Here is a 25,900-nt window from a genome sequence, read left to right as displayed (position 1 = left end):
TGGTCTTCAAAACCAAATATAACTTTGTATAAAATGATATCTTGCACCTATGTTCAACAGCCAGGAGGCTCTCCCACTTGTAGGGCGTAGATGCCCAGAGGGTGGCTTCTCGGAGAGTAGCTCTTCTCGCAGGGTAGGGTACAAGATTTGAATCCGCGTTCTCCTCACTCTCAGAAGCGGCTAGGATGGATACAAGTGCAATTTCAGCACTTGGCTTGAAAAGCTAAGGAATGTCACCCATGAGGGAACATAGGAAAGATTTTGAACCCATATTCACCAAAGAAGCCCCACTTGATCGTATGGGGTTTACCTGGTTAATAGTAGCGGCGATCGCGACCATTGTATTATGGCAACTACCCGCAGGTGATTACATTTTGTACCCATTTAGCATTCTGGCTACTTGGTTTCATGAAATGGGTCACGGGTTGATGGCGCTGTTGTTAGGAGGAAATTTTCAGCAATTGCAGATTTTTCCTGATGGTTCTGGTGTAGCAACTTATAGTTACAGTGGTGGATTTTTATTGGGGCCGCTTGGTCGTGCTTTAGTAGCAGCAGCTGGGCCAATGGGGCCGCCTATAGCTGGTGCTGCTTTGATTTTAGCTTCACGCAACTTTAATACTACCACCTGGATTTTGAAAATTTTAGGTGGTTTTTTGATGCTTTCAGCGCTAATTTGGGTGCGATCGCCGTTTGGATTGGTAGCAATTCCCCTGTTAGGCTTTGTGATATTGGGTGTTAGTCTTAAAGCACCTCGTTGGGTACAGGAGTTTGGCATTCAATTCCTGGGCGTACAAGCCTGTGTAAGTACTTATCATCAACTCAATTATTTATTTAGCTATGGTGCTGGTTATCTGGGGCTATCTGATACTGCACAGATTCAGCAGGAATTGTTTTTACCTTACTGGTTCTGGGGAGCTTTGATGGCGATCGCATCTCTGGTTATTCTTGTGCAAAGTCTGCGCATCGCCTATCGTCCCACTTGAAGAATGTAGAAAACAATCTAATACGGTTCCGTTAACACTAGCCGTCGCATGGGGGTGGGTGATGGAATAATGGGATTATGTCTCCCCATCTCCCCATCTCCCCACCTTCCTTTCCTTGTCCTCTTTCCTCTCGCAGCTTGACTGCAAACTATACATCAAGTTAGACTTATTCAGACCAGTTGGTCGCAAATATATTGATGTCAAAAGGCGAAGAAACAAAAGCAAGAATTATCCAGCAAGCAGCCGAACTGTTTAATCAACAGGGGTATGCTGGCTCGTCTATTTCAGACATCATGCGAGTGACGGGATTGCAAAAAGGAGGGATATATAATCATTTCAACAGCAAAGATGAACTAGCGCTACAGGCTTTTGATTATGCGATCGCCTGCATTAGGCAACTATATCGAACTGCCTTGCGAAACAAGCGTCATGCAATTGAACGCTTGCAAGCAATTATTGATGTATTTCACAAATATATAGATAATCCACCTATCAAAGGAGGGTGTCCGCTGCTGAATACTGCGGTTGAGAGTGATGATGCTCACCCAGCATTGCGAGAACGTACCCAACAGGCAATGAATTCGTGGCGCGATATGCTTTGTCGAATCATTCAAAAAGGAATTGAAAAAGGAGAAATCCGTCCGGACGTTGATGCTGATGAAGTTGCAACCATAATTATTTCAGCACTAGAAGGGGCTGTAATGATGAGCAGACTATACAGAGATTTCATTCATATGGAAAGAGTAACTAAGCATTTAAATGATTACATAGAAAGTCAATTGCGGATATAAAGTAAACATCTTTTTTGTTTTTTTTATGAAAAAAAAGACCGTTGAGTCTGAAATTAAATTAAAGTAGTGACTATGAATAAAGATTCTAAAAAACCATTCGGTCTCAAAAAATCCAAATTTCCAGAAAAATCATGCTAATATCCCAGGAACTGCAAAGACCATTAGAAGTGGAACTTACAATACCTGTACGAACATATGACATTGATTTTGTCGGAATAGTTAGCAATATTGTGTATATCAGGTGGTTGGAAGATTTACGTTTAAAGTGCTTGGATGAACACTTTCCACTTGATAAACAAATTGAGCAAGGGTATGCTCCCATACTTGCAGGAACCGAAATTGATTATAAACGCCCTATCAAGCTTTGCGACCAAGTCATAGGGCGATTGTGGCTAAGTAGTTTAGGGCGTCTCAAGTGGACTGTTCAAGCAGAATTTTTATGCAATCACGAACTGGCAGCAACAGCTACGCAGAAGGGTGCATTTGTTAATTTGAATAATGGTCGTCCGATTCCTATTCCAGAGGAATTGCAGGAGAAATATTTACAGCATCAACAGCTTACTTCAAACATTTAAATTCATCAAATTAGCAATGAATAAAACAATTGAAACTCAGACAAAACCTTTTCGTCTGATTACTATTCCTGTTAGTCATTATTGCGAAAAAGCAAGATGGGCGCTTACCAAATTGAAATTTACTTACGTTGAACAACCACATACGCTACCATTTCATCTATTAGCAACGGGTCGTGTCGGCGGAAAAACAACTCCTGTTTTAATAACAGAAACAGGAGTTTTTATTGATTCGACTGATATTTTAAGATACTTGGATTCAATCGCTCCTGACAACGCCAAGCTTTACCCTACAGATCCAGACCAACATCGAGAAGTAGAAGAACTAGAAGATTTATTTAACTCACAGCTTGGCCCTGCTACACGCCGTTGGGGTTATTTTCAGGTCATGAATAGCTACAAAATTATGCAAAGCAGATGGTGTCAGGGTGTTCCTTTTTTTGAACGAGCATTATTTCCAATAGTTTTTCCCGTCACTCGTTCACTTGCTAAGCGGAAACTAAATATAAATCCAGAATCTGCTGAACAAGCTTATGAAAAAATCAAGAGCATTTTTGAGCAAGTCAACGAATTGTTAGCTGATGGACGCATTTATTTAGTAGGAGATAGTTTTTCTGCTGCTGACCTCACTTTTGCAGCGCTTGCTGCTCCGGTTGTACAACCACCACAACACCCGATGCAGCGTGTCAGTTACAAGGAATTACCACCAAACCTAGTATCTGAAATTAATGCATTCAGGGAAACCGCTGCTGGTAAATTTGTGCTGCGTCTTTATCGCGATAGAAACAGTTAAATATAGGTGTTTAAAAATGAATCCACTTGCTATTCAATTAACACTTCATGGAGCCATAGTTTTGCTGGTTGGTTTATTAACAGGAATACCCTACGGTCACGCTATCAACACAAAACAAGATGAAAATACTATTCGTGGATGGCGTGTAGCACATTCTGGATTAGCAATGGGTGGAACCACGATGATTGCTATTGCTGGTGTCTTATCTCATTTGAAATTAGACCCCATATCTGATTTAACTTTGGTTTGGTCATTTGTGGTTTCTGGATATGGATTTTGTATTGCTTTGCCCTATGGCGCTTGGGTAGGTCATCGCGGTCTTTCAATTCAAGGATCAAGTAAAAATAAAGTCGTCTATGCAGGCAATATTGTCGGTGCCATTAGCTCATTAATTGGCACTCTGCTGCTTATCTTTGGCTGTCTCATAACTCTTGTTTAGAAGTCCAAGATAATTTTTTTGTTGAATTACAGACCAATCAGTCTTTTTGATTGATTTTAGGAGATAAATCATCATGCTCAAGTTTTACTACAATCCCCGTTCTCCAATGGCGCTTCGCGTATGGCGAACTTTACTAGAAAAGAATGTCTCATTTGAGCTTTTTTTGATGAAATTGGATGGCGATCAATTACAATCTAATTTTTTAGAAATTAATCCATTTCATCACATTCCAGTAATCATTGATGATGGTTTTAGGGTGTTAGAATCACTAGCAATTTTGGATTATTTAGAAATAAAATATCCTCATCCTGCACTGTTACCGAGAGAAGCTCAAGCACTAGCAAAAGTAAGAATGGTGCAAATGGTATCCACAAATGAACTACTGCCAAAAGCAATTTCTCTCATTTTTGCAAGTGACGATTCACCAAAATTTATACAAGCAAAGCAGCATGTAGAGAAAGTACTCCAATTTTTAATGACAACTTTGGGCAATAGCTCTTATTTTGGAGGTGAGCAGTTAACTTTAGCAGATATTAGCGTTGGCACAGATATATCTTTATTACCTAAATTGGGAATTAACTTGAGTAATTATCCCAAATTAAATGATTGGTTTGAGCGATTGATGCAACGTCCTGCATGGCAAAAGACGGAATTGAGTGCAGAAGAATTTGAGCAATTCCGGCGGGTTTTGATGAAGCTGCATCAACGCGAGATGAACCGAGTAAATCATGCAAAGTAATAGAAATATATTATGAAAAATACACAAAAATTGGCGATCGCCTGTTCCTCTGGTAGCTTTAAAGGCGCTTTCACTCATGGTGTATTAAGTGCGCTAGAATCTGCCGGAATTCGAGCTGATGCCTATGCCGCTGCATCTTCGTCGGTTATACCAACTGCTTGGGCTACCATTGGCAAAGCTACAGATTTGGGCGTTGATTACTGGTTAGCCGGGTTAAAAGTAATCAAACAACCAGATGTGGGGATGAGTCAATTAGCACTTGGGGGAATTGCACATTTCAGTCCGCCGAAAGAACTACTATTTGCAGCACAAACACCAGAATATTTTGTTGCTACCAGTGCAGTAATCACTCCAGAAGCTACTAACGAGACTCAAACTGAAAAAGCGAGACGTTTAGGACGGCGTTTATTGGTATCCGCAAGCAAAGGCGATCGCAGTTGGGTAAACGAGCATTTGCAGGCGGTGTTATTTAGCACCAACAATCTCAAAGATGAACTGCGTCTTGATACCAGTAATTTTGAAGAAGTGGCTTATGCTTCTTCTCGAATGCTGCATGCTTGGGATGTCCCCGCTTGGATAGGTGGAAAGCCTTACGTTGACGCTTCCTACACTTGTTTGTGTCCAGCAATAGAAATGGTTGAGTTGGGATACACCGAAGCGATCGCGATCGCTAACGAACCAGGAACCCTCTATCGTGATATGTTCCAACTACAGCCAATTCCTGAGAATTACAAAGGGGTGGATATCCACATTATTAAACCGGATGTAGATCCCCAAGAGTTCGGAGTTAGTTTTACAGATGCTACTGTTGAGGGATTCTGTGCAGTTTACCAGCATGGAAAAGACAAAGGTCAAGAATTTATAGCTCGGTGGACAGCTACTGATTAAATGCAATGATTTTGGGTTGTGTTTACTCACAAACGCACCCAAATAACTTTATTATTCAACCTCGGTTGGACTAGTAAACAGTATCATTGTATGTACATGTTTCATACTTTATACGTCAATTATCTTTTTTATTTAGCAATTAACAACCTCTGGTTAAAAGTATAAATTGATATATAGCATTAAAAAATAATCTTTCTCAGACAGTGAAAGTTTTAGTAAAGTGCAAAGGGTGAAACTAAGTATTTAATTATGGAAAAACAACCGATCGTAGTTATTGGAGGTGGACTGGCTGGAACAGAAGCAGCTTGGCAAATTGCCCAGGCGGGAGTACCCGTAATTCTCTATGAAATGCGTCCCCATCGCTTCAGTCCCGCCCATCATACAGAACATTTAGCAGAATTGGTGTGCAGTAATTCTTTTGGTGCAATGGCTAGCGATCGCGCTGCTGGTTTGTTACATGAAGAATTGCGTCAACTCGGTTCGATTGTGATTGCTAAAGCGGATGAACATCAAGTCCCCGCCGGGGGGGCGCTAGCTGTTGATAGGGGACAATTTAGCCAAGATTTAACACAAACCCTCTCTCAACATCCTTTAATCGAACTGCGTCGGGATGAAATACGTAGTATACCGGAAGGAATTGTAGTTTTAGCAACTGGCCCGCTTACCAGTCCCGATTTAGCAGAAGATTTGCGTCGCTTCACCGGGATGGAATATCTCAGCTTTTTCGATGCCGCTAGCCCTATTGTTGTTGGAGAAACGATTAACCACGACATTGCTTTTCTTGCCTCTCGCTACGACAAAGGCGAAGCCGCTTATCTCAACTGTCCGATGAATAAAGAGCAGTACCTGCGGTTTTGGCAAGAACTTTGTGCAGCTGAACAAACAGAATTGAAGGATTTTGAGCGGGAAACAGCAAAATTTTTTGAAGCTTGTCTGCCTATTGAAGAACTAGCACGGCGAGGAGAAGATACAATGCGCTACGGCCCGCTCAAACCAGTAGGATTGAACCCCCCCTCTGTCCCCCCCACAAGCGGGGGGAATGTAAGGGGGGGTGGTGAACGTCCTTACGCCGTGGTGCAGCTGCGACAAGAAGACAAAGCAGGTCAACTTTGGAACATGGTAGGATTCCAAACTAACCTGCGCTGGGGCGAGCAAAAGCGCGTATTCCAAATGATACCCGGTTTGGAAAATGCCGAGTTTGTACGGTTAGGGGTGATGCACCGCAATACCTTTATTAATGCACCGCAGTTGATGCTACCTACCTTGCAATTTAAAAATCGTCAGACATTGTTAGGTGCTGGGCAGTTGATTGGTACTGAAGGCTACACTGCTGCTTCTGCGGGTGGATGGCTGGCTGGCACAAATGCCGCACGGCTGGCTTTGGGTAAAGAACCGTTAAATCTACCGACAACAACGATGATGGGGGCGCTGTTTGAGTTTATCAGTTCGGCTTCACCCAAGCATTTTCAACCCATGCCACCCAACTTTGGAATTTTGCCCGAACTAGGAGAGAAAATCAAAAACAAGCAGGAACGATACGGACGCTATCGCGATCGCGCTTTAGCTGACCTCAAGAAATTTATCATTGATCGTTGTTGAGAGTTGTTTGTTGTTTGTACCAACTAACAACCAAAAACCAACCACTAACTATGATGCTTTCTTTTGGTCTTGAAATGATTCATCTTTGGTAATTGCTAACCCATGTATACCAATGGCTGCGATCGTCGCGCCGATGAATCCCCATGTGCCATTAGTGAATGCATTCATGCGGTGAACCATACTGCGATGGTAGGCTAAATCTAACTGTCTCTGACTTACTCTTCTCTGCCTTGCTAACTGATCCACATATCTCTCGGTTCTTTCCATCGCTGCGTAATCATTGTTGAACGAGTAAATCGATGTTCCCGCCACCATCAAGCCTGGAAAAACTAAAGCAATCAAAAGAATGGCTCTGCCTATATTCATAGAAACCTCACTTTCAGTTGGGTAACTCTCTGTCTTGAAACAAGAGAAGACAATTACGTTAAGACTTAATCACCCCTCACCTGAGCTGTAAACCCAAAGGGCAAAGGGAGGTTTTGGTTAAAGGGTGGCATGTAGTTAACTAATGCCTGGCGATCGCACCCAGTTAGTTGTAATCTGTTGTCGATTCCCCCTAATCCCCCTTGAAAAGCAAGATTAGGGGACTTGATATTTTGCAAAGATCGGGTAAACTAGTGTGAGTGTAGTTTAGACATTTATCCCTCCAAAATCAGCCTGCAAAAAAAAGGCAGAATGTCAAACAACCTTAACCATTTGATATATCTAAATTAATGCTGGCATAGCTAAGATTTTGCTTTGGTGTCTGGCGAACAAATTTTGGATCATTGCTAACGGGGTGAGTGATATGGCTGCTTGTTCAGTGCTTGAGCTATAGCCTCAGCATCCTTTGCGAAAAAAGCTTCCTTATCTCCATTGCTCCAAGTAACAAGGCAAGTAATTTGCAGCGATCTATGAATGTGAATTCGCCGGAACTGAATTTGACGGACATAAGCCAAATTCACCCAGCCTTTTGTGGGTGTTTGGCAAAGGATGAGTTGTGTCATAATTGTTCTATTCCTTGAATTTAGGATTAAAAAAGCGCTTCAGATTACCAGTCAGAGCGCTTTCTCTATATCTTTACTGTATCCTCTCACTTGACAAATTGTCAAGTGATACTCTACATTTTACATAAGATTTACAAGATGATTGAATAAAAGAGGGTTGTCCATGTTATAAACGTGCAGATAGAACGGGTTATAAGGATAGATGCCCCTGGCATCGGAGCAAAAATTAAAGAAGCCAGAGAGCGAGATCCACGGTCGGTAGAAGAGTTAGCAAAAGCCGCCAATATGACTCGTGCTAATTGGTATCGAATAGAACGTGAAGAAAATGATGTTTTACCAGAACCGACGCTTCGCAAAATAGAAGAAGTTTTGGGCGTGGATCTAGGGGTGCGGTTTGATGATTAATCCTTAAGATGTCTATTGCTTCATGATTCAACTTGGTGTCTTGGTGTCTTGGTGGTTAATAAAACTTAGTTTTTCACCACAAAGACACAAAGACACAAAGAAAGCTTTATCTTAGATTTAATAATTCTGTTTCTAACTCAGGAAGCTGAATTTCCTGTTGTCCAGCAATTCCGAGACGACGCAAGTTGAGAGATTGATTCATCGCTTCTTTTTCACCCACAACAGCGATCAGCGGTATCTTGCGTACAGACAGTTCTCGAATCTTTTTGGCAATCGTGCGATCGCTCACATGCAATTCTACTCTTGCCCCTATCTGTTTCAGCCTTTTGAAAATCACTTCCGCCCAATCTGCCGATTTTTTAGAAACCGAAGCCACGGCAATTTGCACAGGAGCAACCCAAAGCGGTAAAACCCCACCGTGATTTTCCAACAAAATGCCAATCCAGCGTTCCAAAGAACCTAGAACCGCTTGGTGCAGCATCACCAGCTGCTCTAAATCGCCTTTCTCATTGACGAAGGATAAATCAAAAAGTTGAGGAAAGTTGAAATCAACCTGAATCGTGCCACACTGCCACGATCGCCCTAAGTGATCTTGCAAGCTAACTTCAATCTTGGGACTGTAGAAAGATCCTTCACCAGGCGCTAATTCATAGGCGTAATCCAGTGCTTGAACTGCCTCAATCAAGGCAGACTCAGCCCGATCCCATAACTCATCCGATCCAAGACGTTGCTCTGGTCGTAGAGCAATCCGAATTGAAAAGTTATTATATCCAAAGGCTGCATAAACCTGCTTGACCATCCTGAGAAAATTGCTAATCTCATCTCGGATATCGGCTTCCCGGCAAAAAATATGGGCATCGTCCTGCACAAACTGACGCAGACGCATACAGCCAGATAGCGTACCGGAAGGTTCGTTACGATGGACAATGCCAAATTCCAGCAATCGCATCGGTATTTCCCGATAACTCCGTTTGTGAGATTTGTAGATGGCAATGTGTGCTGGGCATGACATTGGTTTTAACGCATAGTCAGGTTCTGCATCAGCATCCGGAATACCCACAACAAACATGTTCTTACGGAACTTTTGCCAGTGTCCTGAACGTTCCCAAAGCGATCGATTCAATGCTACAGGCGATCGCACTTCCTCAAAGCCGTAAGCTTGGTAAACTTGTCGCATAAAGTCTTCGATAACTCGGAAAAACTGAAGTCCGATGGGATGCCAAAACATCATTCCCGGACTATGCTCCTCAAAATGAAATAAATCCATCACTTTTGCTAGTTCTCGATGATCGAACATGGTTGTATCTCCTTGTGAATAATTTGCTAATGAAAAACCCCTCTAGGTTTGACCTAGAGGGGTGGTTGGGTTTCGATTGCACGCAGCATCTATCCTCACGTCCCTCCAGGCGCGATTGTGGTGGTAGTGGTGGTAGTCCAACGAATAGACATCTGTTTTCTCCTAGTTCTTCTATAAAAATTCAAAACCCTCCTGGGCATTGCCTGGAGGGTTGATGGGGTGCTGTCGAATTTTAAATCAACGCGATCACCTCACAACCCCCCAATTGGTTGTTTGGGTAGTAGTGGTGGTAGTTGTTAGGCGAACGTTTACTTGCATTGCGAGTTGAAAGTTTTTTGGCAGTCGATATTACCTATTTAAATTCATTTAAACAAATTTCTGCGAAGTGTCAAGCCTAGCCCTGTCAAGGTGGGTAAAAAACGAACCATTATCTTAGTAAACAAGACTATTTTCCTCTTTGTGTCTTTGTGTCTTTGTGTTTCAATCATTCTTTTTTCACCACCCTCCGGGTTCGCCAGTCCCCCATCTCGGCAGAAGCCAAGACGGGGGCTGGACTCACCAAGACACTAAGACACCAAGAAAAATCCATTTCTAAGACTCACACCTTGACAGGGGTAGTGTCAAGCCCTGTAGCAAAGCACAAGGTAAATTCCCAATTCCCCAGAGATTGAAATAAGTTAACCGGATTTTGGGAAAACTACTCATGGTGTTTTGAGCGATCGCGCTTGTTCTACCTAACAACATGAGAGCGCTATTTGTAGAAAAAAAGAGTATTTTAAATCTTGCATTTTGGATGATTGTGTGCATATGGTTGATGTTTCTGCCAGCATTACCAGCTGATGCAGCGCCGACAGCAACACCCGATGCAATTAAAAGTTTGCGACAGCAGCAGCAACAAATTGACAAACTGCATCAGAATGTCAAACAAGAACGCGATCGCCTCACCAATTTGCAACAAGCAGCGCAAGAACGACTCAACGGTTTGCAGCAAAACTTAAAAACCACTGACACTCAAATTAAAGACAGCGAGTTACGCCTAAAGCTAGCAACAGAACGCTTGCAACAGCTACAAGCCGATTTAGCAGCAGCAGAAGTTTCTTATCAAGAACGACAAGCAGCAACAATTGCCCGCCTGCGCTTTCTACAACGCTCTCCAGTGAATCAGGGATGGGCAGTTTTGCTACAAAGTCAAAATCTGAGTGACTTTATCAGCCACCGTCGTTATCTGAAGTTAGTTTATCAGGCAGACCAGCAAATCTTAGTCAAACTGACAACACAAGCAAATCAGATCAATATACAAAGAATAGAAGTAGAACAACAAAAGAATGAAATAGCCTTGATTAGGCAGCAATTACTGGCACAAAAAGCCAATTATCAAACGCAAACAGACTTTCAACAGGAATTAATTGTGCGCCTCAATAGCGATCGCCTCGCATTAGAAGCAGCACAAACTCAATTAGAGAAAGATTCCCAGACAATCGCAACTTTAATTCAAAAAAAAGTTGCCGAAGCCAGGGCTAGAGAAGCAGCAGCTAAGACAAACAGCCGCAACAGTATAATTGTTCGCGGTACAGGTATGCTAGCGTATCCTACCGATGCACCTACCAGCAGTCCCTTTGGTTGGCGAATGCATCCTGTTTTAGGTTATCGCCGTTTTCACGCCGGTCAAGATTTTGCCGCCAGTTACGGCAGTACAATTCGAGCAGCAGACTCCGGAACAGTCATTTTTGCTGGCTGGTATGGCGGTTATGGTAGAGCAGTAATTATCGATCACGGCGATGGCATTACTACCCTCTACGGACATAGCAGTGAATTGTATGTTTCTGAAGGACAAACGGTAAAGCGCGGACAAGCGATCGCCGCAGTTGGTTCCACAGGTTTATCTACTGGCCCCCATCTCCATTTTGAAGTGCGGAAAAATGGTACACCAGTAGACCCGATGAATTATTTTTAACATTACTTGCATTTATACCAAGTTGTGTTCAGATATAGCAATTCGTGCCCTCTCCCCCTCCCCTCTCCCAATTTGGGAGAGGGGGTGAGGGGGTGAGGGAAGTACTATCTTTGACTGCAACCTAGTATTAGTACAGCTTTGCGTAAAAGAGTAGCTTTTTTAAACACACGCCTGTAGCAGAGTAAGCGCACCAGGGGCGCAGAGTCTTTCTAAATTTCATTCGTTCAGAAGATCTGCTCCCACTCTTTCTTAGATAAAGCGTACCTTACGGATGGCTTCTCTAATCCCCGAGGAGATGTATGTGTGAAATACTCCTCAAAGCTAATCCAGCTTTCTCCATCACTCGAATTGACGCTAAATTAGGTTGCTGACTGCGTAGTACGTCGATTGACAAGCAGTACACCACACAAGACGATAGTACCACCAAACAGGGAGACTGTTGTAGGCACTTCGTTCAGCCATAGCCATGAAATCAACAATGCTGCTACTGGAATCAGTGCAAGGTAACTACCTGCTTGTGAAGTCGGAATTTTTGACAGAACGTAAGACCATGCTATGTATGCAACTACACCTGGAAACAACCCCATATACGCGATCGCCAGCGTAGGGGCAATAGGTGCATGAGTAACTGACAAAACTGCACTAGGTGCAAAGAAAAACAGAAATAATGTTCCTGCCCAAATTGCATAAGTTGTAAACTGAATTGCATTGTATCTTTGTAATAATGGCTTTTGCAGCACTGAGTAGAAGCTAATCGATAATGTAGCAATGAAAACTAGCACTACTCCCCATGAGAGTTGAAATGTGCTGCCTGTATTGAGCGAAATCACACCAACACCCGCAATGCATAGCGCAACACCAATCCAGCCTACTCTGCTAAGGTGTTCGCCAAATACTAGCTTTGCTAATAGTGCAATAATGCCTACTTCTGATGAGATGATAAAGCTTGCTGCGCCTGCCGAGACGGTCAGTTGACCTGCATTCAACATGAAATTGTAAAGAGCAAAACCGACAAAACCACATAGGGCAATCAGTGGCAAGTCTTGCAATCTTGGCATTGGCATGCGATTAACTGCGGCGTAAACAGCTAGGATAGTAGATGCAATCAGGTATCGCAGAAGAGCGACTTCCACAGGAGTATATGCACCCAGCGCAACTCGAATAGCAGGGAATGCCGATGCCCATAGAATAACGCTAGTAATAATCGCAGCGATCGCCAGTGCTTTGGGATAGCGTTCTTGTGTATGGGCATTTGATTGAGGCGGCTTGGAATTGCTAGCATGGTAGACCAATGAAGATGACACCATGTGATCTTCTCGCTCCTCTATTTTTCCAGATTGTTGCTTGAGCTAATTATCACGCATTGTTAATTGGTCGTTCAATTCTGGCTTTGCATCCTCAGTTTGACTAAATTATCCAACTCTTTCTGCATCTGAGTGCGGACAAGCTCATAACAAGCATTGACATAATCGCGATCGCGCGCTGCTTCTCGACCATACCATTCAAACACTATTGGCGGACAAACTCGTGTATAAACAGGCACTGGCAAAGGAATGTTAGGCAAAGGGCCGAATGCAATTCCCCAAGGTAGTCCTAAGTAAATGGGGAATACTTCTGGATCGATACCAAATAGCCAAGGCATCCCCCATTGATGGAGTTGCTGCACAATTCCGTAGCACTCAGCCAGCACAATCAACGTATCGTGAGCGCCACTGGAAATGACAGGCACTATCGGCACATGTTCTCGTAATGCCAGCTTAATAAAACCCTGGCGTTCAGCAAAGTAAATTTTGTTACGCAGACAATGAGGTCGAAATACATCTTCCACGCCACCAGGATAGACGAGTACACTGGCTCCAGAACGCAAAGCGGCGATCGCCATTTTTGGATGTGCAACGATGGCTCCTACTTTCATGGCTGCTTCTGCTAATGGCGGACACGCCTGCCAAATTGTAGGATGCATCAAGCCGTAGACTAGCTGTTCCACACCAAATCGTCGGAACCAGTCGTACATCATCATATGCATATCAGGAGCAGCAAATCCCCCATTGTGCGAACCAACAAATAAAACTTTTTTGTTGGCTGGGATATGCTCCCAACCACTTGTCTGCACTCGAAAATAATATTTATACAACCACTCCCAAATAGGCATCACAAATTTGATAAATTGTGGATCTCGTTTTTCCAGAGACCATCCTGATTTTGTTTTTAGTGGCTGTTGTTTATAGGTGTATGTTGGCATTTCGCGCTTTAGTTAATCTCCCTTCTTAAGGGATGCAGCAGGGTTTTTCTATGAATTCAGGAATTATGGTACTCATGACCGCCTGAGTAATGATGTTATCACCCAATAGCATCCGGCATTTTTGCAATTGAGAGAAATTTAGAAGAATGTGCTACTAAATACCTAGGATTTTGTAAAAAATATCGACCACAGCCGAAGCCGGAAAAAAGGAGCCATTGGGGAAGCCGATTTTTGCCACCAATCAAGAAAGGTAGCAAGTCGAAAAAGTCGCCAGGACAAATGAGCCTACTTTGGGATAATCAAAGAGTAACAGAAAGTACGGAAGTGCATGAGGTAGCAGAAAAATTTTTTCAGGCAAACTGCTATATTCCCCCTTTTCAAAGGGGAGCAGGGGGGATCAAAGCCAAACCATCCTCGTTATACCATTTTGGATTTTAGATTTTGCGAAAAGTTTGAGCGGAGGTTTCCTCCGATCAAAGCTTTTCAAGACAGATTTTGGATTGGGAATTACTGTCTGTGTCGGGTTTGTGTCAATCCATCTGTCGCAATAATTTTTTAAATTGGTATTACCAGGTTCAACCTAGTAACGAGAATTAGAATCTCTGGCTATCTCAATCAAATCTTGCAAGCTCTTAACAGATATCTCGGAAACTCCATTTAAGAGCCAATAACAAATCGGCTATTTTTCCCAAAAATTCTCTTCACGATCAAGATTGAAACGATGCTTGCTCCTACCGCAGTGAAGAAAATTAGCGAAAAAGTTAATGGATTAGCTTGAGTCCAAAATGGATCGAATCCAAACTTATTAGCTGCCCCAGAGTAGGCAATTATGAAGTAGTCGTGGAGAAAATAGATTCCGAAACTCAATTCAGCTAGGAAACCCATGATCTCATGAAATTTTTTTGGTAGGCGTGATTCAATGAGCCATAAAACGTAGATGATTAGTACACACAGAATTAGTTTACTCAGTGAATTAATCGCAATCGGTCTTGGTACGATCGCAATTTCTAAAGCAGTTAAGATAACGAAGCCTATCAGCAGCCAGAAATATTTTTTCTGCACAATCAAAAACAGCTTGTCTCTATAGTGCGAACAAAACATACCTATCATATAGACAGATAGGAAATGGACAAATGACTGCATAACATTATCATTCTGATAGGGTCTAGGTACAACTGCGGTGATCGTCAGTAACATGGGGAGTATGCGATAGGCTTGGGGATGCCTATCCACCCATAGCAATATGGGCGAGATAATATAAAAAATGGTAATCATGGGAATGAACCAGAAGGGTGGTAAATGTGCTCCGGTCAGTAAGTACATGATGATTTGACCAGGAATTGACCAATCTGAAAAACGAGCACTAAACCAATCTGGTGGAATATATATTTTCCTAGCAATGCAAAATATAATTGCTGGTATTGATATTAATAGATAAGGCAGAATAACGTATTGCAGTTTTTTACTCAAGTATTTTTTGTATTCATATTTGGAAGATAAAAACTGGAATAAAAATCCTGCTATGAAGATAAAATATACAGTTCCATTGCCAATCAAAATAGAAGTTATTTTTTCTACTCTTTCATCACCCCATTCTAGAGTAGGAATGATATGAGTAGCCACAATTGTGAGAATTGCAAACCCCCGAAAATTATGTATATATCTTAAAAATTTTGATGAATTTTTAGTATTTTTATATGGAGTTGGTTCAATTATAGTTTTATCTGTCATGCTGATTACCTCACAAATTTTCTAGTCACACCAAGTATTTTTAATAATTATGAATTCTTGCTGCTTATCTGATATCTCGCAACAGTTTATATAAGAGCCAGAGGCTCTAATTATCGTTACCAGGTTCAACCTGGTAACGAGGGTGGTGGGCTGCTGCCTCCCGGCTGTTGCAATTGAATTCTTGCTCCCTTCTACAATTGCCTTTAGCACTCAACACGCTAACGATTATTTTTATTAAAATCTACTAATGCCTGATATTTAGGTGAACTATTTTGTCCTACGTATTCTAATGCGCCCCAACTTCCCCACTTACCAGGTGCTCCGATATCGACAAAATGCATGAATAATCCTCCTCCAGCTTTTTTCCAATCATTTAGTAATTGGGTATAGATTTCATACATGGCTGGATGCCGATTTAGTTTGATAAAGAAATTGGTCAACTTTTCGTTATTCTCCACTCCAGAATGACCAACGATATGTTGACCCCCTTCGTAAGCAACTAGCTGCAAATTTCTTTTTCGGGCTACCTTGGCATGATAAATAAAGCTGTTGTAATTATCTGCTAAACTATCGCTAGAGTTTTTAAGTAACCCTCCTTGCTTTAACTGCTGAAAAGCTTTACTAAAACCACCATCTGGCTCATTCAACCAAGACTCTACTGTTTTAGTATTTTCCGGTGCACCCAAACTTGTACCGAAATATCCAGCGATCGCATAAGCATCAATACCGTGTTGATAACAAGATTTATTACCTTCTGCTACCCAATATTTGCAGTCTAAAGCGGCATTCTCTAACCCTTGCCATGCTGTTTGAGTGCCCATCACGCACACTACACGATCCTTTTGCTTAGCAAAAGTGTTTTTCCAGGTATTGCACATTTGAGCAGTACGCATACCGTACCAATGCATGTAAGCATCTTTTTTATCTTTTCCCCATTTCGCTTGACCTTGTTTTAAAGCATAATTTGCCTGTGGAAATTTCCAATTCCAAACCTCATTAGAAAACTCTACATATGCCTTTAATTTTGGGTTCAGTTTTTCTTTCACCACTTGAGCAAATTTAGCCATGTATTCATCAGTAGCCATATGGGGCATATTGAACCACGGCTGGGCGTTGATTTTATTGGCGAGAGCAACCATTGCCTCTACAGGTACTCCATTGAGGGCATAGGAAGCAGTTGTGGGTGTAGGTCGAGAAGACCATTCTTTCTGCTGTGAGCCATTCGTTTGCATCCAGTCCATGAAGCGAAGATTTTTAAAGCTTTTAATTTTGTTTATAAAAGCAGGATTAAATATTTCACCTTTAGTGTAGAGAGCTAAATCTTCAGCTCTGACAACTCGAATGTTACGAATGTAATTACCTGTCTTTTTAGGGTCGGTAGAACTGATAGTAATTAATATGCCTCCGCCGCCTTCGGAATTGACATTGATTACATCTTTTCCAGGAGTTGAAGCGGCTTTATCTTTTTGAGCATCAAAACCATACTCAATTGTGCCTTCACCATCATACAAAACAATATATTTTCCAGAAGGATAACGGCCTTTTATTTCTCTCAATAGTAAAGTACTGACTCGGGTGTATTTAGGAGGAGCATTGGGATTTGGTAGAGATTTAACCCAACCGTTTTTGTCTAAATTTAAAAGTCTGGATTCATCTGTATCCCATTCTCCGTTGCTATTACAACCTGGATCTCTACTTTCGCATTGAGTAATCCATTGCCGAGACAGTTTAAAAATATCCAAAAATGGTAATTGAGTTGACCAATCGGCAATACCACTAAGACCCATTCCTACAAAAGAAGTGGAATTAGGAATACTCTTTTTGGCACTTACAACAAAAGGAGTGGAGCTAGGAATCCTCTTTTCAGCAGTCACCATTGTTTGGTTGCTTGGTAGAGAACAACCACTGATGACAATCGAAAAAGTTATCAAAGCTAGGCAAGGATAAATGAGAATTTTATCTTGACTGCACAACCTGATTAATAAATATTTCCAACGACGCAATTTGGTAATTAATTTATTACGGTGATCCATAAGTATTCAAACAGAATTAATTACACACATTGTTTTCCTGTTAAGCGTTCCCTGTTCCCTGTCTTTACGAGTAAAGTTCATGAATCAAATTGGATTGCTATGTAAATGCTTTAGCCGTGCAAACACGCAGCAAGTTCTGCACGACGCCTATGGGTTTCATCCAGCGTTCTGGTGCGAGCAAGTGCCAGACCATTGGCAAGTAACTCAGCTAAGTAGGTGCGATTTTGATGGGCTTCTATGAATGCTGCACTCAAAGCGTCAATATCACCGGAGGGCACGAGAATGGAGGTTTTGTGTTTTTCTAACAGTGCGTCGCTTCCGGGATTACGATAGAGGATCACTGGTAGACCGCGAGCCATTCCTAAAAATATGTTACGGCTGATTTCGGCGGTTAGGTTGGTGACTACGATTATGTGCGCTTGATCGAACCAGTCAAACAACTCTCGACCGTAAGGCACGCCACCGACGAACCGAACTGTCTCCTCTAGACCAAGTTCGACCGCTAATTGCTTGTAATTTTCCAGAGAGTCCCCATCTCCAACCACATCCAAATGCAGGTCAATACCACGGGACAAGGCAATTGCCATTGCTCGCAGCACGTGGTCAGTTGCTTTAATTGGCGTTTGTCGTCCAGCCGTAATTAAACGTAGTGGTTGGGAAGCATCCATTAATCGTTGTTGGCGTAACGCTGCCTGTTGGTCGCTAATGAGAATCTCGTCTGTCACAAAGGTGCGTTCAAAATTGTGACAGCGATCGCTCCACTCTTGCTGAAACCGCTTAACTACTGAAAAGTTATGCGCGAACACTAGGTCAGCTTCACGTATTGCTTGGCGACAGAAACGGTCAAAATACTTGACCATTTTTTGCTGTTTCAGCATTCGTATAATGGGATTTGGCTCTTGTGCAACAAACTGCTCTAGGCGAGGAAAAGGATCGGCTCCATTAAACACATAGATGCGTTTGTTGTTATGCTTTTTCGCAATTGGCCAAACAATCTCTGACAAAGACACTGGATGACCGTTGTAATCAGCTTGTACAATAGAAGCCCATTGACAAGCTTGATTTAGCTGCCTCCTGAGTTTGGGAAGCGTTTTGATGAAAGTTTTCAAAGAGTAGTAATTTGGCAAGGGGAAAACATCAAATCCCTCTTCCTGTGGATTAATTTCTACTAAGTTGAAGCTACCGCTATCAGCCACTGTCAGATCGTCAACATATCGAACAGCGACACCTAATCTGCCGTATGGACTCCATGCTTTAGCTTGCGCTCGTAAGTCTTCAAGCCACATATCGCCTAAGACATATGTATTTGGTGATGATCCCTTGCCAAAGGGTACATAGCTAACTAGTAAATAATTCATAAGCTATGTGCTGTGTGTAGGTTTACTTGACATCCTCCTCACACCTAGAAACCGGGGTATTCCTTCTACCTAAAGAACTCTTCAACAGGAATATGTATGCCTTCGCGGATAATAGTTTCGCGGTCTTTGACTGGCGACCAGCCCAGCTGACGCTCTGCTTTTGAGGAATCAAACGTAGCAGCAAAGCTGCGACCCTCGCAATCTGCATAGCTGGGAAACGCGGCGTTGGGATCGCGACCGATGCTCTTGATTGCCCACTTAAAAAGGGCTTCGGTGTACGATTTCCAAGCAGCTGTGGCTACCCGTCGTAGTTTGATGTTCGCCTGACGCTCAAACTCATCGAGGTATTCATTAGCTGTGATACAAGGGGTACTGGCAAGGTTGTAAGACTCACCTTCAATACCTGGTACTGCGATCGCCCGCACCATCGCATCAGCAACGTCATCTACAAGCACAATCGGTAAGGGGTTATTGCCATCACCGTAGAGGCTGCACACTGAACTGTAGGGCCAAGCGGCAATTCCCCAGTGGTAAGGATTGCCACCGCGACCGAGTACCACACCCGGACGGAAAATAACTACAGGTAAGCCCTGTTGGTGATGGAGTTCCAGCAGCGATCGCTCATTTTCTACTTTCGATCTCGCATAGGGGGCAACGCGGATTATGTCATCATGAGGTTTGGTTTCTTCCGTAATGGTCGATGTGTTCTTGCCAGCATAGTAAATCGCAATTGAAGATGCGTAAAACAGCCGCTCAATACCGTGTTTGAGACATAACTCAGCAACTTTGCGCGTAGGCTTAACGTCAGTTTCTAGGTACTCGCTCCAGGTTTTGCCGTTGCCCCGTGCTAGGTGGTAAACATAGCGGATGCCATCCAGCGCAGCCTCCACGGCGTTGGCATCAGCAAAGTCGCCCTTGGCAAACTCAACTCCGAGGTTACGTAATTCTGCCGGGCAGCTATTGGGATCGCGGGCAAGAATGCGGACGCCATAACCGTCTTTACGGAGGCGGCGCACCAGGGCTTGACCAATGAAACCCGTACCGCCAATCACCAGCACTGTAGATTTTGGTACGATCGGCTCGGCCAATTCGTTGACAACAGATACCGCTTGATCGGGTATTGGCAAATTAGCCTCGCGGGCAACCCACTCAGCTAGTGCAACTGCGGCTTCACTAATTGCCGGACTCAACCTCTCGTCCAGAATCCCTCCCCTACCGTTATAAAAGCTCTCGATTGTTCGCGCGATGCTGTAGGGGAATGGGCCTGATGCTTTGGATAGACCCATTTTCGATAGCACGAAACTGGTCAATGTACCACTAGCTTGCAGTAGAGAGTCACGGGCACTAGTTACTACATTGGCATAGCGATCGACATCGAGTAGGTAGGGAGTATGCTCTTGGCAGACGTAGGTGTTGTTCTCGAAGTCCACCCGCGCCACTGCATTCGTGCCGCGAATATGGATGTAGTGTTCTGGATATCCATCAATGAACGAAAACCGCAGCCGGATGCTGGTGTTACCCTGCCAACCTCGGATTTCCCAGCGACGGTAAAATTCTAGCCCGCGCGGCAGTTCCACTTTATCATGGACATCGACGGAAATTGAATCGGGCTGACCGAGGAGATGGATAAGGTGGACGAATGAATGGGGAGCTACCTCAAATAGAATGTTCTTTGGTGACTGGAGCATCCACGCCCCAAATGGGCCGCCTTTGAGCAGTCCAAGTTCTTTGTTCCAAACTATGTCTATTTGATCGATCTGCCCTAACCGACCGCTACGCAGATCGGCTACCAACTTCTCATACACCGGGAAATACAGGAAGTTGTTGCTAACAGCGATCGCTCTACCCGCAGCATCTGCAAGCTTGCGTAATTCCTGGCAGTAAGTAACTTTGTGGCACAGTGGCTTCTCAATCAGGGCATCAACACCAGCCTCTATCACTTGGCTACCAGTCGTGAAGTGAACGTGAGGCGGCGTCAGGATGTGAACAACGTCTAGCTGTTCGCGAGACAGCATCTCGCCCAGATCGTTGTAGACGTTCGGTATGCCCTTGGCCTCGGCAAATCGCTGTGCTAGTCTGCGGTTCAAATCGCAGATGGCTCGTACCTCGACGTTGGGTAACAAGCACAGCGCCCGAATGTGGAAATCAGAAATGTAGCCAGCGCCGAGAAGCGCGACGGCAACGGGGTGACTACGTCGATTGTGATCAGCCATTTACCTATCTCCCAGTTGGTTGGATCGCTTTCATCGCGGATGCTTGCGGAAGCTTGTGTTCAATAATTTCATGCTGTTTTTTGAGCAGGCGATCGCGGTGGAACTTGGCAGCACCAATTGCTTGAGGAAACACCGATACTGCACACGAAAAACCCCAAGCGATGCTGTCAGCCCAAGAAAATCCCTGTCGCTGCGTTTTGAAAATCGTCCGCAGAGCGATCAGTGGATAGCGCCCCAAGACAATCAACGATAGCCCATGTGTGAAAGGCAACAGCGCTAGTGTACCCAAAGGTGCGATCGCCCCCCAAATCCAAGTGCGCCATATCTCTTTGACAAACTTGCGCTCAGGATAAGCTCCGTGTATGTGCGAAACTTGAGCAAATGCATAGCCGCAGCGTTTGGCACGTCGCCACCATTGCGACAGGCTGTGCATGTCGGCGTCGTGCAGGACGCTGTCTTGGTCGATGCGGAGGAGCGTACCGCCATTTTGACGCAACCGCACGCTCAGTTCATCATCTTCGGCGGCGATGACGCTGGCGTCGTAGCCCCCTACGGCCGCCAGGGCATCGGCACGAATCATCACGTTGCCACCGAAGCTAGATGTCCGTCCGATTGGCCCCATCATCCGCCACTCGACACTACAGATGCGGTTATAGATACTGTGGTCTGGGTAACGTTCGCACGTCCAGCCACAGACAGCAACTGCATCGGGATTGGCATTCAGTGTTTGGGCGGCTGCCTCGATCCAGCCCTCGACGACCTCGCAATCACCGTCAATGAATTGGACGTACTCTACTTCAGGATGCTTTGCGCGCAGCCGCTCAAAGCCAGCATTGCGAGCTCTGGCAGCAGTGAATGGGATCGACATATCCAGATTAACCACCTCGACTCCGCGTTGAGATGCAATTTCGCAGCTGCCATCGGTGGAACCGGAGTCAACGTATACTACTACGCGCGACCCATCGACAACAGCATCTAGGCTTTTGATTAAGCGATCGCCTTCATTGCGTCCAATGACAACTACCCCAATGTTGTTGGAAAAGCTTGGCACTTGCACCCCCCTGCGAACAAACCATCTCGCTGTCTTTGAATTTATCTTCCGGAATTACGCCTGATGTGAATTAAGGTTATGACCAAAATCGTGTTTTAAAAATCGACTACAGATAGGTCATCCGTGTTAAGCTTGACTTCCTTTCATGAATATGCTATTGAGCAGAAAGTCACTCATTAGCTTGGGTGGATCTGTGTCTGGCTTGCGCTGAATCACCCGCCGCCATCTCCACACAAAGAAACCAAACACCCAAGTTGCATCAGCTAGGGCTGCATATAGCCAACCGTGATTTTTGATAAAGTATCTGCGTCTAGAATCAAACCAGTATTTGGGTAGGCGTTTGGGTCGCTGGTTGGGGTTATTTACTCCTGTACTTTGCCCGACTAGATGCACAACTCGACTAGCAGGAACGTACCAACAAGACCAACCTGCTTTGTTTGCCTGCAAGCAAAAGTCTACTTCTTCAAAATATAGGAAATATTTCTCATCGAGCAAACCTACTGATGCAAAGACTTCGCGGCGAACAATCATGCTTGCTCCAGACACCCAATCGGTTTGATAGGTGTCTTCACGAACAGGAGGGGCAACCACCCATCTTGACAATAATTTCGTTATCACTCCCAGACGCAAACCGGAATCAAGTTCACTGAAGATAGTGTGGAAGCGAAAAGCTGAGCGCTGCGGAGTGCCGTCAGGATCTTCTAGGCGGCTACCCGCAATTCCTACATCGGGGTGTTCATCCATGAAGTTTACCAGAGCTTTTAAGGCTCCAGCACGAACAAGCGTATCTGGGTTAAGGATCAGAAAATAGGATGGTGGATTAGTTGACTCAAGTCCCAAGCGGATTGCAGCGTTATTGCCGAAGGCGTATCCGCCATTATGCTCTAGTGGTAGGAGCGAAACCCAATCACCCCAGCTTTCAGTTACGATCGCCCCTTGAATTTGTGCCGCAGATCCATCACCAGAAGCGTTGTCAACTACTACAACGCGCGTACCTGGTAGCGATCGCACTTCATCCACCAAAGAACGCAAGCAGGCAATTGTCAGCTGGGGGGTGCGGTAGTTAAGGATGACTACCAACAGGCGAGATAGGTTATCTAGCTGAATTGCATTAGACATAAATTTTTCTTTAAGCGCCGTTTTTTAATACTTTCAGTAGTTGATTTTCGGAACATATAGAGAGAATTGCTCTTAGAAAACTCCTCCTGCATCCAACAACTTCTTCCTCCTTGTCTTCCTTGTCTCCCTCGTCTTGCGAGCGATTGGATATTTTTTATTTAAAAGTTCCTTATCTATAACGAGGTATATGAGTTTCTAATTGCTTGATTTCTTTACTAATTGTTGTTTGCTTGATTACCAGCCCTGCTATGCCACCACATGCGAGTATGTAGATGGGGTTGATCATCGCGTTTAGCAGACAGTCCAACATATACAAAACCAAAAGCACTGCTAGAGCTGCAACTGATGCCACTTTGTGGTGATTCCACATCTGAGCCGGGTAAAGTAGCACAAATGCGATCGCCGGCAGTAATATCGATGCCATTAAGCTGATGATGCCTACTAACCCCTTAGTGCCAAAAGCAAGAATCCACAAACTATCAGTGACTGAAATATCCTTTCCCCACTCGTCATACACGCGGCTGCGTCCCCATCCTCCCCACCCAAAAACGATTCTCTCCCGCGCCTTTTCGGAAAGGAGCTTTTCATTCTCAAATCTAAACTGCACTGATTGTGCTCGTTCTTCATTGAACACATTGGATACAACAGCAACAATTTGATCTGCAGGAAATTGTCCGCTCACTCCCAGATACACATGTGATGAGATCGCGGCGATCGCCATCAATATCAGCAGGGAAGTACGAAACCTATTGGAAAAGAATAAGATGCACAGCCCCAGTACCAGTAAAATTACCGCACCTGTGGATTTTACTAATATGGTTGTTATTATTAATGCAGCTACAAGCCACTTAACTGAAATACCCCAGACTTGCTTGATAATGCCAGCCTTCCACAACCAAACACCAAGTAGTGCAGCTGCCATCATCCACGCACCAACCATGAGGCCGTGTTCCATAAAAACTGTTGGCCTGTATCCTCCACCTCGGATTGTTTGGCCAAAAGCGCTGCGTGCGTGGAAGCCGTAAAATATTCGGTGCAACTGTGGACTCATGCGGAGTTCAAATAAGCACAGAGGGATATAGATTAAACCGCCGATGAATATGTCAATGGCTAACTTACGCAATCCATCCAGGTTATTGAGATACAATCGACCCAGGTAATACGGTAATCCCCAAGTGACAGTTTGGTCGAGAACAGATGATAACCCATCGTATAAACCCAAACCATTAGTAATTGACGATGCGAGAGGGCATAAGCACCAAACTAACATCGGCAGGTCAAGCCAACCTAGCTGAAAGGAACTGAAGCGTTTAATGTCAAATATAATAGTTGCTAATAGAATGCCATAACAGGTCGCTGACATTTTGGTATAGTCTGGGAGACCTGAGAAGTGAAACTTGACGACGGGTAGGAATAGCCACGCGATGATGAAACACACAATCACTGCCCTCTGAGCTGGCACCCACCTAAATAGATAGATGACAAACGGAATCCAGCCAAACATGACAATATATACCAGAGGGTTCATCAGCTTTACTTAGTAAAAATATAAATTGAGTTTGACGTAGTTGTAAGTTAGTTCCTAAGAAAGACAGGGAACTCTTAACAGGGAACGGGGAACGGCGATCGGGAAATAACTTATACCCAATCCCCGTTGCCCCTAATCCCCACTAAGAGCGGTCGTGGGGGCCCTGAGTTCCCCAATCCCCAGTCCCCTTTAAGGTTTATACAAGTAAAAACTTGCTTGATCGCCATCTTTTTCCTTATTTAGCTGTGTAGACTTTTTCGCAAAGCTTTTGATTTCATTTTTAGAAAAAATAGAATTTTCAGGATTTACAGCATAAGAAATACTGTCTATCAAGGGTATGTCTCTGAGAAACTGTTCGCTTCCCCAGAACTGAAAACAATTTGAGTTAAATTCAACATCTGCAATTTGAAAACCTCCTTGATTTGCCAAAATTTCCATACTTTTAATTGTATGCACAAAAAAATGACGTGGAGCGTCTATTTGTACCCAATGAATACCATATTTGCGCCAAGCAAAAGAAGAAGCTAATGGGATACTAATAATTATATGTTTATCGCTCTTTAATAGACTATATAATTTCTTAATTACAGCTAATGGGTTGGGCATGTGCTCAAAAGAATGGTTGAGAAAGATGAAATCAAATTGCCCTTCCATTTCATCTAAGTGTTTCTTAAAAATTTTCACTCCATTTTCATAGAAAATATCTTTTTCTATAAAAGGATCGATTCCTGTGAGGTCGGTAAACCCATCAGAGCGCATACTCAGAAGAGATTTACCAACTCCACAACCTACATCTAAAATTTTTGAATCCATAGGTAATTTCAGTTTTTTTACCCAATCATAGTAAATTGGTTGAGGTATGCCAGATATTTTGGTCAGGATTTTTGAAAGTAAAGGCTCCAAATAAGTATTTCCAGCAATTAAGTATTTCATTCTCTGATGTCTGAGAAAAGACTGAAGTGTGTTTTCCTCTTCGACTACAGGAATTTGAAAAGAATAAAAATCATCAGGGTAGTATTTGGAAATATTTTCCGGAATATTTTTAAGCTGCAAGCATCCACATTGACCACATTCAAAATATTCAAATTCATCTCTAAATCCAAACATCATTTCTCGTACGAAATAAGATTTATTACCGAGCGAGTGATTACAAATTGCACAAACAGTCATTGTTTTTCT

Annotated in this window: 23 protein-coding genes; 10 read left to right on the top strand and 13 right to left on the bottom strand. The window is 43.6% G+C overall.

The window, feature by feature from the left end:
- Positions 1–239 precede the first annotated feature (239 nt).
- From FIS9605_RS0118765 to trmFO, 8 genes are all read left to right on the top strand, one after another.
- Positions 240–983: a M50 family metallopeptidase gene (locus tag FIS9605_RS0118765; protein WP_026733981.1), complete on the top strand. Its 744-nt coding sequence runs from the start codon at positions 240–242 to the stop codon at positions 981–983.
- 197 nt (positions 984–1,180) lie between these two features.
- Complete coding sequence (locus FIS9605_RS0118760; protein ID WP_026733980.1) at positions 1,181–1,774, top strand: TetR/AcrR family transcriptional regulator; 594 nt, start codon at positions 1,181–1,183, stop codon at positions 1,772–1,774.
- A 131-nt stretch (positions 1,775–1,905) separates the two neighbouring features.
- Complete coding sequence (locus FIS9605_RS0118755) at positions 1,906–2,349, top strand: acyl-CoA thioesterase (RefSeq protein ID WP_026733979.1); 444 nt, start codon at positions 1,906–1,908, stop codon at positions 2,347–2,349.
- Positions 2,350–2,365: 16 nt separating this feature from the next.
- Positions 2,366–3,139, top strand: a complete 774-nt coding sequence (locus FIS9605_RS0118750; RefSeq protein WP_026733978.1) for a glutathione S-transferase family protein — start codon at positions 2,366–2,368, stop codon at positions 3,137–3,139.
- Between the two features lie 16 nt (positions 3,140–3,155).
- Complete coding sequence (locus FIS9605_RS0118745) at positions 3,156–3,578, top strand: hypothetical protein (protein WP_026733977.1); 423 nt, start codon at positions 3,156–3,158, stop codon at positions 3,576–3,578.
- 73 nt (positions 3,579–3,651) lie between these two features.
- Entirely contained in the window at positions 3,652–4,317 is a 666-nt protein-coding gene (locus FIS9605_RS0118740; RefSeq protein ID WP_026733976.1) for a glutathione S-transferase family protein, read from the top strand.
- Positions 4,318–4,329: 12 nt separating this feature from the next.
- The gene (locus FIS9605_RS0118735; RefSeq protein WP_035139942.1) at positions 4,330–5,205 is read left to right on the top strand and encodes a hypothetical protein; all 876 of its coding nucleotides are present in this window, start codon (positions 4,330–4,332) and stop codon (positions 5,203–5,205) included.
- A 249-nt stretch (positions 5,206–5,454) separates the two neighbouring features.
- Positions 5,455–6,804, top strand: a complete 1,350-nt coding sequence (gene trmFO, locus FIS9605_RS0118730; protein WP_026733974.1) for an FADH(2)-oxidizing methylenetetrahydrofolate--tRNA-(uracil(54)-C(5))-methyltransferase TrmFO — start codon at positions 5,455–5,457, stop codon at positions 6,802–6,804.
- 48 nt (positions 6,805–6,852) lie between these two features.
- Here the strand turns inward: trmFO and FIS9605_RS0118725 are convergent, their stop codons facing one another.
- Positions 6,853–7,170: a hypothetical protein gene (locus tag FIS9605_RS0118725; RefSeq protein WP_026733973.1), complete on the bottom strand. Its 318-nt coding sequence runs from the start codon at positions 7,168–7,170 to the stop codon at positions 6,853–6,855.
- A gap of 404 nt (positions 7,171–7,574) precedes the next feature.
- A complete protein-coding gene (locus FIS9605_RS0118720; protein WP_026733972.1) occupies positions 7,575–7,790 on the bottom strand; it encodes a hypothetical protein in 216 nt (71 codons plus the stop codon).
- Between the two features lie 174 nt (positions 7,791–7,964).
- Between FIS9605_RS0118720 and FIS9605_RS0118715 the strand changes: the two genes are divergently transcribed.
- Positions 7,965–8,195 carry a helix-turn-helix domain-containing protein gene (locus tag FIS9605_RS0118715; RefSeq protein ID WP_026733971.1) on the top strand — a complete coding sequence of 77 codons (231 nt, stop codon included), beginning with the start codon at positions 7,965–7,967 and terminating at the stop codon, positions 8,193–8,195.
- Positions 8,196–8,301: 106 nt separating this feature from the next.
- On the opposite strand, the gene thrS is transcribed toward FIS9605_RS0118715, so the two are convergent.
- A complete protein-coding gene (gene thrS / locus FIS9605_RS37430; RefSeq protein ID WP_051470066.1) occupies positions 8,302–9,492 on the bottom strand; it encodes a threonine--tRNA ligase in 1,191 nt (396 codons plus the stop codon).
- A gap of 742 nt (positions 9,493–10,234) precedes the next feature.
- On the opposite strand from thrS, the gene FIS9605_RS0118705 reads away from it, so the two are divergent.
- Positions 10,235–11,446, top strand: coding sequence for a murein hydrolase activator EnvC family protein (locus FIS9605_RS0118705; RefSeq protein WP_026733970.1), 1,212 nt, complete (start codon positions 10,235–10,237; stop codon positions 11,444–11,446).
- Positions 11,447–11,805: 359 nt separating this feature from the next.
- Here FIS9605_RS0118705 and FIS9605_RS0118700 read toward each other — a convergent pair whose 3' ends face one another.
- From FIS9605_RS0118700 to FIS9605_RS0118650, 10 genes are all read right to left on the bottom strand, one after another.
- Positions 11,806–12,753, bottom strand: coding sequence for a DMT family transporter (locus FIS9605_RS0118700; RefSeq protein ID WP_051470065.1), 948 nt, complete (start codon positions 12,751–12,753; stop codon positions 11,806–11,808).
- Between the two features lie 71 nt (positions 12,754–12,824).
- Positions 12,825–13,688, bottom strand: a complete 864-nt coding sequence (locus tag FIS9605_RS0118695; RefSeq protein WP_026733968.1) for a lysophospholipid acyltransferase family protein — start codon at positions 13,686–13,688, stop codon at positions 12,825–12,827.
- A 657-nt stretch (positions 13,689–14,345) separates the two neighbouring features.
- Positions 14,346–15,419 (bottom strand): acyltransferase family protein, encoded by a 1,074-nt coding sequence (locus tag FIS9605_RS0118685; RefSeq protein ID WP_051470063.1) that lies wholly within the window; start codon positions 15,417–15,419, stop codon positions 14,346–14,348.
- A 218-nt stretch (positions 15,420–15,637) separates the two neighbouring features.
- Positions 15,638–17,452, bottom strand: a complete 1,815-nt coding sequence (locus FIS9605_RS0118680) for a hypothetical protein (protein ID WP_026733966.1) — start codon at positions 17,450–17,452, stop codon at positions 15,638–15,640.
- Between the two features lie 110 nt (positions 17,453–17,562).
- Positions 17,563–18,810, bottom strand: a complete 1,248-nt coding sequence (locus FIS9605_RS0118675; RefSeq protein ID WP_026733965.1) for a glycosyltransferase — start codon at positions 18,808–18,810, stop codon at positions 17,563–17,565.
- Positions 18,811–18,875: 65 nt separating this feature from the next.
- Positions 18,876–21,023: an NAD-dependent epimerase/dehydratase family protein gene (locus tag FIS9605_RS37420; RefSeq protein ID WP_026733964.1), complete on the bottom strand. Its 2,148-nt coding sequence runs from the start codon at positions 21,021–21,023 to the stop codon at positions 18,876–18,878.
- A gap of 4 nt (positions 21,024–21,027) precedes the next feature.
- Positions 21,028–22,074, bottom strand: coding sequence for a glycosyltransferase (locus FIS9605_RS45335; protein WP_051470112.1), 1,047 nt, complete (start codon positions 22,072–22,074; stop codon positions 21,028–21,030).
- Between the two features lie 126 nt (positions 22,075–22,200).
- A complete protein-coding gene (locus tag FIS9605_RS0118660; protein WP_026733963.1) occupies positions 22,201–23,193 on the bottom strand; it encodes a glycosyltransferase family 2 protein in 993 nt (330 codons plus the stop codon).
- Between the two features lie 169 nt (positions 23,194–23,362).
- A complete protein-coding gene (locus FIS9605_RS0118655) occupies positions 23,363–24,556 on the bottom strand; it encodes an O-antigen ligase domain-containing protein (protein ID WP_231510393.1) in 1,194 nt (397 codons plus the stop codon).
- 354 nt (positions 24,557–24,910) lie between these two features.
- Complete coding sequence (locus FIS9605_RS0118650) at positions 24,911–25,891, bottom strand: class I SAM-dependent methyltransferase (protein ID WP_026733961.1); 981 nt, start codon at positions 25,889–25,891, stop codon at positions 24,911–24,913.
- Positions 25,892–25,900 lie beyond the last annotated feature (9 nt).

Source organism: Fischerella sp. PCC 9605 (assembly GCF_000517105.1).
Lineage (GTDB): Bacteria > Cyanobacteriota > Cyanobacteriia > Cyanobacteriales > Nostocaceae > PCC9605.
The sequence above is the reverse complement of the archived record's forward strand: the minus strand, read 5'-3'. Positions and strand labels throughout refer to the sequence as shown.